This window comes from Pseudomonas anatoliensis (genome assembly GCF_017976235.1).
Classification (GTDB): domain Bacteria; phylum Pseudomonadota; class Gammaproteobacteria; order Pseudomonadales; family Pseudomonadaceae; genus Aquipseudomonas; species Aquipseudomonas anatoliensis.
In genome coordinates this window covers 170699-183598 of sequence record NZ_JACVHC010000004.1, presented here as the reverse complement: position 1 = coordinate 183598, position 12900 = coordinate 170699, and the positions used below count along the sequence as shown (strand labels likewise).

Sequence of the window (12900 nt, the reverse complement as noted above, 5' to 3'; positions counted from 1 at the left end):
AGTCCTTTGTTTACCGGGCTTCGCCCTGCCAGAAAAAAGTTGGTCTGCAAATTGCTTATGGCTCAGCAGTACAGCAGTGGGCGGCAAACGTCCGGCATGCAGAGGAAAGAGCGTGGACAAGTACCTTTATGTGGCAATGACCGGCGCGAGCCAAAACGCGCTGGCGCAAAGGGCTCATGCCAACAACCTGGCGAACATTTCCACCAACGGTTTTCAGCGCGACCTGGAGCAGGCGCGTTCGATGCCGGTGTTCGGTGACAGCTTTCCGGCGCGCGCGTTTGCCATGAGCGAGCGGCCCGCCACCGACTTCACTCCGGGCTCGCTGGTGCAGACCGGGCGTGACCTGGACGTCGCCGTGACCGGCAACGGCTGGATCGCCGTGCAGAACCCGAGCGGCGGCGAAAGCTACGTGCGCACCGGCAGCCTCAACGTCGATGCCCTCGGTGTATTGCGCGCCGGCAACGGCATGCCGGTGATGGGCAATGGCGGTCCGATCGCCGTGCCGCCCGAGCAGCAGATCGAAGTCGGTGAAGACGGCACCATCAGTATTCGCGCGATGGGCGAAGGCCCGCGTGTGATGGCCGAAGTCGACCGGATCAAACTGGTCAACCCGGACATCAAGAGCATGAATAAAGGCCTCGACGGCTCGATCTACACCAAGGACGGCCAGCCGGCGCAGGCCGATGCCAACGTCAAACTGGTGTCGGGTTTCCTTGAGTCGAGCAACGTCAATGCCGTCGAAGAGATGACCTCGGTGCTGGCCCTGGCCAAGCAGTTCGAGTTGCACATCAAGATGATGAACACCGCCAAAGACGACGACCAGGCCATGGCTCGGGTCTTGCAGATCAGCTAATTATCAGAACGTCGCGCCGTAAAACAGGCGCACGAGGAGAATCGAATGCTTCCGGCTCTATGGGTTGCCAAAACGGGTCTGTCCGCTCAGGACACCAACCTGACTACCATTTCCAACAACCTGGCGAACGTCTCGACCACGGGTTTCAAACGTGACCGCGCCGAGTTCCAGGACTTGCTGTACCAGATCAAACGCCAGCCAGGCGCCCAGTCGACTCAGGACAGCGAACTGCCGTCGGGTCTGCAAGTGGGTACCGGTGTGCGCATCGTCGGCACCCAGAAAAACTTCACCGCCGGCAGCCTGCAAACCACCGAGCAGCCGCTGGACATGGCCATCAACGGTCGCGGTTTCTTCCAGATCCTGCAGCCGGACGGCACCACGTCCTACACCCGTGACGGTACGTTCCACCTCGACTCCAATGGCCAGATCGTCAACGCCAGTGGTTTTGCTCTGGAGCCAGCGATCGTTATCCCGAACGACGCGCAAACCTTCACCGTCGGCAATGACGGCACCGTTTCCGTCACGCTGCCGGGCAACGCCGCCTCGCAAGTGATCGGCAACCTGCAGACCGCTGACTTCATCAACCCGGCCGGTCTGCAAGCCGTGGGCAACAACCTGTTCCTGGAAACCGCCGCTTCCGGCGCGCCGCAGGTCGGTACTCCGGGTCTGGCCGGTTTCGGCACCACGCTGCAGAACACCCTGGAAACGTCCAACGTCAGCACCGTTGAAGAGATGGTCAACATGATCACCACTCAGCGCGCTTACGAGATGAACTCCAAGGTGATCTCCACCGCCGACCAGATGCTCTCGTTCGTAACGCAGAATCTGTAATCAAGTCTATGAGGCGGCCATGAGGTCGCCTGCAACACCGTGAGGTAGGGTCATGAATCGCTTTGTATCTGTTCTGGCATTGAGTGGGGTCGTCTCGCTCGCGGGCTGCGTCGCCCCGACGCCCAAGCCCAATGACCCTTACTACGCTCCGGTGTTGCCGCGCACGCCGTTGCCGGCGGCTGCCAATAATGGCTCGATCTATCAGGCCGGTTTCGAGCAGAACCTGTACAGCGACCGCAAGGCGTTCCGGGTCGGTGACATCATCACCATCACCCTGAACGAGCGCACCCAGGCGAGCAAGAACGCCAACTCGCAGATGGACAAGAACAGCGACAACTCGGTCGGTCTGACCTCGTTGTTCGGTTCCAGCCTGACCACCAACAATCCGATTGGTGGCGGCGACCTGAGCCTGAACGCCGGCTACAGCGCCGACCGCTCGACCAAGGGGGACGCCAAGTCGGGACAGAGCAACAGCCTGACCGGTTCGATCACCGTGACCGTCGCCGACGTTTTGCCTAACGGCATCATCGCTGTGCGCGGCGAGAAGTGGCTGACGCTGAACACTGGCGATGAGCTGGTGCGAATTGCCGGCATGGTCCGCGCCGATGACATCGCTACCGACAACACCGTGTCGTCGACTCGCGTCGCCGATGCACGCATCACCTATTCGGGTACTGGCGCATTTGCCGACACGAGTCAGCCAGGCTGGTTCGACCGCTTCTTCCTCAGCCCGCTGTTCCCTTTCTAGGTGGCTACGTTGAATTTCAAGAGCCTCATGCTGGCCGCGCTGTTGTTGCCGGTGGCCTTCACTGCACACGCCGAACGGTTGAAAGACATCGCCAGTATTTCCGGCGTGCGTTCCAACCAGTTGATCGGCTATGGCCTGGTGGTCGGGCTTAACGGCACCGGTGACCAGACGACGCAGACGCCGTTCACCCTGCAGACCTTCAACAACATGCTCTCGCAGTTCGGCATCAAGGTGCCGCCGGGTTCGGGCAACGTGCAGTTGAAGAACGTCGCGGCGGTTTCGATCAGTGCCGATCTGCCGGCGTTCGCCAAGCCGGGTCAGCAGGTCGACATCACCGTTTCGTCGATCGGTAACTCCAAGAGCCTGCGCGGCGGCACACTGTTGCTGACCCCGCTCAAGGGTATCGACGGCAACGTCTACGCCATCGCTCAGGGCAACCTGGTTGTCGGTGGTTTCGACGCCGAAGGTCGTGACGGTTCGAAGATTACCGTCAACGTTCCGTCGGCCGGTCGCATCCCTGGCGGTGCGTCGGTTGAGCGTTCGGTGCCGAGCGGGTTCAACCAAGGCAACAGTCTGACGCTGAACCTCAATCGCTCCGACTTCACCACCGCCAAACGCATCGTCGACAAGATCAACGACATGCTCGGCCCTGGCGTCGCACAAGCCATTGACGGCGGTTCGATTCGCGTGACCGCGCCGCTCGATCCGAGCCAGCGTGTCGACTACCTGTCGATCCTGGAAAACCTCGAAGTCGATCCGGGTCAGGCCGTCGCCAAAGTCATCATCAACTCACGTACCGGCACCATCGTCATCGGCCAGAACGTGAAGGTTTCGCCAGCCGCCGTGACTCACGGCAGCCTGACCGTGACCATCACCGAAGACCCGATCGTCAGCCAGCCAGGCCCGTTGTCCAACGGCCAGACCGCTGTCGTGCCGCGTTCGCGAGTGAATGCCGAACAGGAAGCCAAACCGATGTTCAAGTTCGGCCCGGGCACCACCCTCGACGAGATCGTTCGTGCGGTGAACCAGGTCGGCGCGGCACCGGGTGACCTGATGGCGATTCTTGAAGCACTGAAGCAGGCCGGCGCGTTGCAAGCCGACCTGATCGTGATCTGAGGACGGCCACTATGGATATGCGCAAAAGCGGTGTGGTCGGCAGCAGCGATTCGGGTTCCTACTCCGACCTCAATCGTCTGAATCAGCTCAAGGTCGGCGACAAGGACAGCGATGCGAACATGCGCAAGGTTGCGCAGGAGTTCGAATCGCTGTTCCTCGGTGAAATGCTCAAGTCGATGCGCTCTGCCACAAATGCGTTGGGCGAAGACAATCCGCTGAACACGCCGGCGGCCAAGCAGTATCAGGAAATGTACGACCAGCAACTGGCCGTTTCCATGTCCCGCGAGGGTGGTGGTATCGGTCTGGCCGACGTGCTGATGCGCCAGATGTCGAAGAACAAACCGATGGCGCCGGGCGAGGCTGAAGCCGCCTCCGCTGCCAAGCAGGAAGCCGCGAAAGCCGCTGCCGCCAATGTCGCCACACCGATTGCTGCCGGCACCGTCGGCACTGGCCCGTTGTCACGCCTCAATGGCGAGCGTCCGCTGTGGGCCTCGCGTTCGGTGCATGCGCCGAACACCCAGCTTGCGCACAGCAATGACATGGCGCTGATCAATCAGCGTCGTCTGGCCTTGCCGCCGAAACTGGCTGATCGTTTGCTCGCAGGGCTGGTGCCGTCGGCCACGCCTGCCGCGACAACTCAATTGCCGCAACGCGCCACGACTGCTGCCGTCACTGGCGCAGGCCCGCTGTACAACGGCGACTGGCTGGCGCGTGCCGAGGCCGAAAAAGCCTCAGGCGGCCAGATGCAGGTTTACGGCCGTGCGATGGCGCAGATTCCGCTGGCGCCGGCAAAAAAAGCCTTCAGCTCTGCCGACGAATTCGTCAACACCATGCTGCCGATGGCCAAGGAAGCCGCCGACCGTATCGGCGTCGATCCGCGTTACCTGGTGGCGCAAGCCGCACTGGAAACCGGTTGGGGCAAATCGGTCATGCGCGCGCAGGACGGCAGCAGCAGCCACAACCTGTTCGGTATCAAGGCGAGCAGCAACTGGCAGGGCGATTCGGCCCGGGCAATCACCAGCGAGTTCCGCAATGGCGCGATGGTCAAGGAGACGGCCCAGTTCCGTTCCTACGCCTCGTACAAGGACAGCTTCCACGATCTGGTGACTTTGCTGCAGTCCAATAATCGCTATCAAGAAGTGCTGAAGTCGGCCGATAACCCAGAACAGTTTGTACGCGAGTTGCAGAAGGCCGGTTACGCAACCGACCCGAACTACGCGAGCAAGATTTCGCAGATAGCCAAGCAGATGAACAGTTTTGAAAACTACGCTGCGGCGGGCGTTTCCACCACGCCTTTATAGGCACAAGGTATAAGGTCTGAACCATGAGTTTGCTCAATATCGGGATGTCGGGGCTGTCGGCTAGCCAGTCCTCTTTGGCTACGACAGGCAACAACATTGCCAACGTCGACACCGCCGGTTATTCGCGCCAGCAAACCGTGCAGGGCACCAAATCCTCGCAGCAGTACGGCAGCGTTTTCATCGGCACAGGCACAACCCTGGCCGACGTGCGCCGGGTCTACAACTCGTACCTGGAAACCCAGTTGCACACTGCGACTTCGCTCAACAGCGAATCGGCGTCGTATCTGGCGCAAGCCAAGCCATTGGATGGCACGCTGTCGGACGTCAACACCGGCCTGACCGGTGTGTTGCAGAAATTCTTCACCTCGATGCAGGGTGTATCGACTTCGGCCACCGATGACACTTCCCGTCAATCGGTGCTGACTGGCGCACAGGCGCTGACCGGTCGCTTCAACTCCATCGCAAAGCAGTTGAACGACCAGAACACCACGATCAACGGCAGCCTGAGCGACATGACCGCCCAGGTGAACAAACTGGCCAACTCGATCGCCGCGCTCAACCAGAAGATCGGTGAGATCTCCACCAGCGGCGGTGCGCCGAACGATTTGCTCGACAGCCGTAATGAGGCCGTGCGCCAGTTGTCCGAGCTGACCGGCGCGCAAGTCGTCGAGCGTGGCACCAGTTTCGATGTGTATGTCGGCAGCGGCCAGCCGCTGGTCATCGGCAACACCACCAACTCGCTCAGCACCGTGCCGAGCAAGGATGACCCGACACGCATGGGCATCCAGATGGATCGCGGCTCGAGCACCATCGACATCACTTCGGTGATCAGCGGTGGCGAAATCGGTGGCTTGCTGACTTATCGCAAAGAAGTGCTCGACCCGTCGCTCAACGAGCTGGGGCGTGTAGCGCTGGTCATCGCCGATCAGATCAACAGCCAGCAAGCCCAGGGCATCGACAAGAACGGTGACTTCGGCGCGGCGATTTTCAACAACATCAACAGTGCCGCGCTGATCAGCCAGCGCAGCATTGCGCAGTCGGGTAACAGCGCAGGCTCGGGCAACCTTGACGTCACCATCAAGGACACCGGCAAGCTGACCACCAGCGATTATCAGGTGACGTTCACCAGCGCCACCGATTACACCGTCAAGCGCTCTGACGGTACCGAGATGGGGACGTTCAGCACCAACACGACGCCACCGCCGGTGATCGACGGCTTCAGCCTGGCCCTAAAGGGCGGCGCATTGAGCGCGGGCGACAGCTTCAAAGTGACGCCGACCCGCAACGCGGCAGCGAGCATTCAGACGGTACTGACCGATCCGAAGAAAATCGCGGCAGCGGGTCCGTTGACTGGTGTGGCCAGCGCCAACGGTCTGGGCACTTTTACCCAGCCGACGCTCACCAGCAAGATCGATATCTACAACCCGACTGCCCAGGCTGACATGCAGGCGGCGCTGAAGAATTCGACGCCGGTCAAGCTGGTGTTCGGTGCGGTCTCCGGGGGCAGCCAGTCTTACACTTTCGTGGATGCCAAGGGCGGTCTCATCAGCAGCGGCACTATCGTTCCTGGTCAAGCGAACACGCTGGACCTGAAAGTCGGCATCGTTGATGCCAGCGGCAACCCGGTGCTGGACACCAGCGTTACGCCGAACGTACAGAAAACCTTCTCCATGCAGACCACCGTTGGCGGTACGCCGAAGCCTGGCGAAACCTTCACCATGAACCTGACCGGTGCGGCGTCCTCGGACAACCGCAATGCGCAATCGCTGGTTGGCCTGCAAACTGCGCAGACCGTCGATACTGGTTCCGCCAGCAAGGGCATCAGCCTGACCGACGCCTACAACAAGCTGGTGACCAACGTCGGTACCAAGACCGCCCAAGGCAAGTCCGACGTTGAGGCCACCACGGCGATCCTGACACAGGCCGCCGGTGCGCGTGATTCGCTCTCCGGGGTCAACCTGGATGAAGAAACCGGCAACCTGGTCAAATACCAGCAGTACTACACCGCGTCTTCGCAGATCATCAAAGCTGCGCAGGAAACTTTCGCCACGCTGATCAACAGCCTTTAAGGAGTCGTAATTCATGCGCATTTCCACCGCCCAGTATTACGGAACGCAAGCTGCGGACTATCAGCGTAACTTCAACAAGGCGCTGGCCAGCGCCAGCGAGGCGAGCAGCCTGCAACGCATCAACACGGCCGCCGATGATCCGGTCGGTGCCGGTCGTTTGCTGCAGCTTGGTCAGCAGGCCGCGCTGCTTGAGCAGTACACCACCAATATCAGCAGCACCAAGAGTGCGTTGACCGTGCAGGAATCCACGCTGGATGCCATCACCACGGCGTTGAGCCGCGCCAAGGAAATCTCCCTGGCCGCCAACAACGGCACGATCACCGACAAGGATCGCCAGGCTTACGCGTCGGAACTGGGCGAGATCCAGAAACAAGTGCTGGGCCTGATGAACTCCAAGGATGCCGACGGCAACTACCTGTTCTCCGGTTCGAAAACCGACACCGCACCGTATTCGCAAAACACCGACGGCACCTATTCCTACAACGGTGACCAGACCACCATCAATCTGGGCATCGGCGATGGCCTGGCGGTCGGCACCAATACCACCGGTTGGGATGCATTCCAGCAGACCATCAACACCGGTCGCACCAACACCACCATGACCGCACCTGCGGTGGATGACGGTCGCGTTGTATTGTCCAACGGTACCGTTGGCACCGCTGCCACCTATAACTCTACGTTCACCAGTGGTCAGCCGTACACCGTCGCCTTCGTCAGCAGCACGCAGATGAAGATCACCGACGCGCTGGGTAACGACGTCACTGCTGACGCCAGCAAGAACGGCGTGATCAGCAACACCAGCGGTAGCAACCAGAGCTTCAGCTTCCGCGGTGTCGACATGAAGCTGAACCTCAACCTGAAGGCCGGTGATACCAACCCGGATGCGGTCATTGCCGGGCACAGTTTTCAACTGGCGGTGACCCCGGACACGTTCACCACTTCGCGTAGCCCGGGCAACTCTTCGACGGCGGTGATCACCGGTTCCAGCATCACCGATCAGGCGGCCTACACCGCGGCATTCCCGCAGGGTGGGGCGATCCTCAAGTTCACCAGCGCCACTGCGTTCGATCTCTACGCGGCGCCGGTAACCGCTGACAGCAAGCCTGTGTCTTCGGGCACTGTGGCCGGTAGCAACGCGACGGCAGCCGGTGTGACGTTCGCTCTGGGCAGCGCCCCGGCAGCCGGCGATCAATTCTCGATTCAGCCGAATAACCACCAGACTCAGAACGTGCTCGACACCCTGGGTCAGATGATTACCGCGCTGAATACGCCGATCGATGGCGACCCGGTGGCCAAGCAGAAACTGCAGGGCGCCATGGAAGCCGGTATCGGCAACATCGACGCCGCCACCAATCAGATCGGCACTGCTGTCACGTCTATCGGTGCGCGCGGCCAGTCGCTGGATATGCAATCCGCCACCAACGACAGCCTGAGCACGGCGAACACCACGACCCAAGGCTCGATCCGTGATTCGGACCCGGCTGAAGTCATGACCCGCCTGACCTTGCAGCAGACCATGTTGCAGGCCGCGCAACTGGCGTTCAGCAAGATCAGTCAGTTGGGGCTGTTCAACAAGATCTGATCCTCAACGGGCGCATAAACGCCCGTTTACCCTGTCCCTCAGTCATGTTTTTTTGCGGTATCAAGGGCTCGCTTTTCCGGGCGGGCTCGTACCGCCTGTGAGCCCGCCGTGAATTCACTTCCTCTTGTCAGCCTTGTTATTCCTGCCTTCAATTCGCGCTTTTTCGAGCGGGCATTGCGCAGCGCCGTCAGTCAGGGCTATGGCAATCTTGAAATCATTGTGTGCGATGACAGTCGCGGCAGTGAGATCGAAGACATCGTTGCGTCGGTTGTCGAGCAGTCCGGCGTCACCGTGCGTTATGTGCGTAATCCGCACACGTTGGGAATGATCGGCAATCTGAAAGCCTGCCTCGATCAGGCGCAGGGCGAGTTCATCAAGTTCTTGTGTGACGACGATCATCTGTTTGCCAGCTGTATCGAGTATCAGGCTCGCGTGCTGGCCGAACGTGACGAGGTCAATCTGGTGCTGGCCCAGCGTCTGTTCTGGGACGCCGACGACATGGTGCTGCCTTCACGTCTGGAAAATACGCCACTGTCACCAATCAGTGGCTTGTTCAAGGGTGACGACTTGCTGGCAATCTTCGAGGCGTTCCCGGCGAACATCCTCGGTGGTTTCAGCAGTGCCATGTTCCGTCGCACCGATGTTCTGGAGTTGTTGCCGGCGCTGACGCAGCCCGAGCACTGCTTTGTGGCGAGCCTCGATTTCGCGCTGTTTGTGTGTTTGATGCGGCGCGGCAACGTGGTCGTGTCCAACCACGTGTTGAGTGTCGAACGCCTGTATCCCGATCGTCTGAGCGGCCAGCAAGCCATGAAAGACGCGCTCGAAATCGAGCGGCAATGGCTGATGCAAATGCTCAAGGCGCGCAGCGGAGAATCTGCGCCAGCAAAGGGTTGGGTACGTTATGTGCCGTTGCCCAAGGCAGATGATTCGCCACGGGTCTGGGAAGAACTGCCGCTGAGCCGCACGCTCGGCACCAAACAGAGCGCTCAGATATGGGCGGTTGGCAGTAGCAGTCTGAGTTTTTCCGAACTCTATACGCAATGGCTGGAGTGCCGCACGCTCAGTGACGTTCAGCGCAGACTGTTGCCGGACACGCTGGCAGGCTGGCCGTCCACGCCGCGAATCGTGCCCATCGTGGTTGATGATCAGGGCAGTTCTGCAGCGCTGGAACGTACGCTGGAGAGTCTCGCCGCGCAGGTCTATGCGCCCGAGCTGACACTGGTGTTGTCTTCTACTTGCGCTGAGCCGGTACTGGACGGACGTGTATTCCATTTGCCGCTGCAAGACGATCGCCTGCAGCAGATCAATGAATTGCTGCCACAGCTGCAGGGAGCCGACTGGTTTTATCTGCTGCGTGCCGGTGATCGTCTGGTGCCCCCTGCCTTGCTGATGATGGCCGAGCGAATCGCCTTCAACAGCGATTTGCAGTGTCTATACAGCGATGAAGGCAGTTTGCGGGCGGGTGAGTCGGTGGAGCCGGCGTTCAAACCCGACTTCAACCTCGACCTGATGCGCACCTACCCTTATGTCGGCCGCACCCTGGCGTTCCAGCGTAATGCCTTTGTGGCGCTCGGCGGATTCGATTCGACGTTCACTGAGTTGGCGCCTCACGACCTGTTGTGGCGGATGGTCGAAGATCAGGGCACTCAGGTGGTCGGGCATCTGGCCGAGATTGCCATCGAGTCGACATTCGATTTGGCCGAGTGGCTATCGCTGCCGCAAGTGACTGAAAACAACCCGCGATTGCTGACGGCCCATCTTGATCGTCTGGGGATCGCCCACGACATGCGTCGCGGCAGCGTCGAGCTGCTCAATCGAGTCGATTACCGGCATGTGAGCCGGCCGTTGGTCTCGATCATCATTTCTACCCGCGACAAGATTTCGGCGCTGCAGCGCTGTGTCGAGAGCCTGCTGGAGAAAACCGCGTACAGCGAGTACGAGCTGTTGCTGGTCGACAACGGCAGCGAGACAGCCGAGGCCCAAGCCTGGCTGGCCGGTATGGCGCAACTGGGCAGCGAGCGAGTGCGGGTGCTGACATACCCGCAGCAAGGCAACGTCGCAGCCTTGCGCAATTTTGCCGTTGCCCAGGCGCGGGGCGAGTACGTGCTGCTACTCAACCCCTTTGCGGTGATCACTCAGGGTGACTGGCTCGACGAGTTGCTCAACCACGCCCAGCGTCCGGAAGTGGGCATCGTCGGTGCCAAGCTGTTCAATCCCGATGGCTATGTCTTGCATGCCGGGCTGGTGCTGGGCCTGCAGGGGCCGGCCGGTGTGCCGTTTTATGGTCAGGCGATGCAGTCCGCCGGGTACATGTTCCGATTGCAAGCGGTTCAGGACCTGAGTGCCGTCGGGGCTGATTGCCTGATGGTGCGCAAGTCGGTGTTCGATGCGGTTGACGGTCTGGATGAGCAGAGTCTGCCGCGCACGCTGCATGAAGTGGACCTGGCCCTGCGCGTCGCCCGGCAAGGTTATCTGGTGGTCTGGACCCCTTACGCGGTGCTGGCGCTCGGCGCGCAGCCAGTGGAGTCGGTCATTGATGAAGCAGCCATCTCACACAGCGAGCAGGAAAAAACCTTCTACAAGCGCTGGCTGCCGGTGGTTGCCCGTGACCCGGCCTACAATCCCAACCTGTCGTTGAACGGGGCCACCCGTTCGAGTTTCACGCTCGAGCCGGGCCTGCGCAGTGGTTGGAGTCCTTTCAGCAATAGCTCCTTGCCGAAAATTCTCGGGCTGCCGATCAATGCCTCCGCCGTCGGGCACTATCGTGTCACCCAACCGCTGATCGAACTCGAAGCGGCAGGCAGGGTGCAGGGGCAGATTCGCTATAGCGTGAACCTGCCGCCAATTGTTGAAATCGAGCGTCTGTCACCTGATGTGATTGTTCTGCAGGGCCGTTATTCCGAAGCGCCGATCAACGAGATGCCAGTGCTGCGCGACTACTTCAATGCGCGGCGAATCTATGAGCTGGATGACTACGTGATCGATGTTCCCCACCGCAATGCGCATATCCGCAACATGCCGGACAAGCATCAGATGGAGCGTCTGGTTCGCCGTGCGATCGGCATGTGTGATCGCGTCGTCGTCTCGACTCAGCCGTTGGCCAACGCATTGTCGGATATGCATCACGACATTCGTGTAGTGCCCAACATGTTGGCCAAGGAATTCTGGAGCAACCTGCGCAGCCAGCGCCGGACCTCGAAAAAACCTCGCGTCGGCTGGGGCGGCGGCACCAGCCACCACGGTGACCTGGCGGTGATCGCGGATGTCGTGCGCGAACTCGCGGATGAAGTCGACTGGGTGTTTTTCGGCATGTGCCCGGACGACCTGCTCCCGTACATGCATGAGTTCCACGGGGTAATCGCCCTCGACGCGTATCCGGCGAAACTGGCCAGCCTCAATCTCGATCTGGCCTTGGCGCCGCTGGAATTCCACATTTTCAACGACTGCAAGAGCAACCTGCGTCTGCTGGAGTACGGCGCCTGCGGTTACCCGGTGATTTGCACCAACACCGAGGCCTACCAAGGCTATCTGCCGTGCACACGGATCAAGACCAACACCACGGACGAATGGCTGCAGGCAATCCGCATGCACCTGGCCGACCCGGACGCCAGCTATCGCATGGGTGACGATTTGCGCGAAGTCGTGCTGCGCGACTACATTTTGCGCGGCGATAACTTGCGTTATTGGGAAAACGGTTGGCTGGCGGATTGATCGATTTGCGTTGGCCACCATGAAGAAAACAGGCGACTTGGCAGTCGCCTGTTTTTTTTTGCTTGTGCGGTTCGTGTTTGCATCAACCTCGATACATTTTTATTACCACAGCTAAAGCTGTAATCGTTTCCTGTCGATATCAACACATTCGGCTCTTTTTGACGTTCGCTGCGACGACGTGATCGCCACGCGAATCGGTACCGGTTTCACAACAAGGCAAGGAAGAAATAATGGCTGTAATAAACGGGACAAACGGCGCGGATACGCTGACGGGTACCAGTGGTGATGATGAGATCAATGGGTGGGCCGGCAATGACATCCTCATTGGCGGCGCCGGTGCGGACAAATTAAATGGCGGTGAGGGGTTCGATACTGTCGATTACTCGGCTTCCTCGGCCGGCATCAACGTCGACATCCGACCAGGCACAGGCCTGGCAGGCGTTGGTGGTGATGCACAGGGAGATACCCTGACCGGTGTTGAAAAAGTCATTGGTACTGCATTCAACGATACGTTCACCACCGACGCCTACCTCTTCGCTACTTACGAGGGCGGCGCTGGAGATGACATCTATTACGTCAATGGCGGCGGCGTGACGGCCATCGAGCAAGTGGGCGGCGGCAACGATGAAGTGCGCGTGACCTACAAAGACCACACACTGGCAGCCAACATCGAACGCCTGACTTACACC

General features: G+C 60.1%; 9 protein-coding genes. All 9 read left to right on the top strand.

What is annotated here, in order from left to right:
* Positions 1-112 precede the first annotated feature (112 nt).
* On the top strand, positions 113-853 hold the full coding sequence (locus tag ICA16_RS14395; RefSeq protein WP_150618486.1) for a flagellar basal body rod protein FlgF: 741 nt from the start codon (positions 113-115) through the stop codon (positions 851-853).
* 45 nt (positions 854-898) lie between these two features.
* A complete protein-coding gene (gene flgG / locus ICA16_RS14390; protein WP_042558187.1) occupies positions 899-1684 on the top strand; it encodes a flagellar basal-body rod protein FlgG in 786 nt (261 codons plus the stop codon).
* A 52-nt stretch (positions 1685-1736) separates the two neighbouring features.
* Positions 1737-2432 carry a flagellar basal body L-ring protein FlgH gene (gene flgH / locus ICA16_RS14385; protein WP_150602952.1) on the top strand — a complete coding sequence of 232 codons (696 nt, stop codon included), beginning with the start codon at positions 1737-1739 and terminating at the stop codon, positions 2430-2432.
* 27 nt (positions 2433-2459) lie between these two features.
* On the top strand, positions 2460-3548 hold the full coding sequence (locus tag ICA16_RS14380) for a flagellar basal body P-ring protein FlgI (RefSeq protein ID WP_224450856.1): 1089 nt from the start codon (positions 2460-2462) through the stop codon (positions 3546-3548).
* 11 nt (positions 3549-3559) lie between these two features.
* The gene (gene flgJ / locus ICA16_RS14375) at positions 3560-4849 is read left to right on the top strand and encodes a flagellar assembly peptidoglycan hydrolase FlgJ (RefSeq protein ID WP_150618487.1); all 1290 of its coding nucleotides are present in this window, start codon (positions 3560-3562) and stop codon (positions 4847-4849) included.
* Positions 4850-4872: 23 nt separating this feature from the next.
* A complete protein-coding gene (gene flgK / locus ICA16_RS14370) occupies positions 4873-6918 on the top strand; it encodes a flagellar hook-associated protein FlgK (protein ID WP_210700860.1) in 2046 nt (681 codons plus the stop codon).
* Positions 6919-6931: 13 nt separating this feature from the next.
* Positions 6932-8500, top strand: a complete 1569-nt coding sequence (locus ICA16_RS14365) for a flagellar hook-associated protein 3 (RefSeq protein WP_150618489.1) — start codon at positions 6932-6934, stop codon at positions 8498-8500.
* A gap of 108 nt (positions 8501-8608) precedes the next feature.
* Complete coding sequence (locus ICA16_RS14360; RefSeq protein ID WP_210700859.1) at positions 8609-12211, top strand: glycosyltransferase; 3603 nt, start codon at positions 8609-8611, stop codon at positions 12209-12211.
* A gap of 230 nt (positions 12212-12441) precedes the next feature.
* Positions 12442-12900, top strand: a 459-nt coding sequence (locus ICA16_RS28195; protein WP_414704743.1) for a calcium-binding protein, incomplete at its 3' end; no start/stop codon positions are given.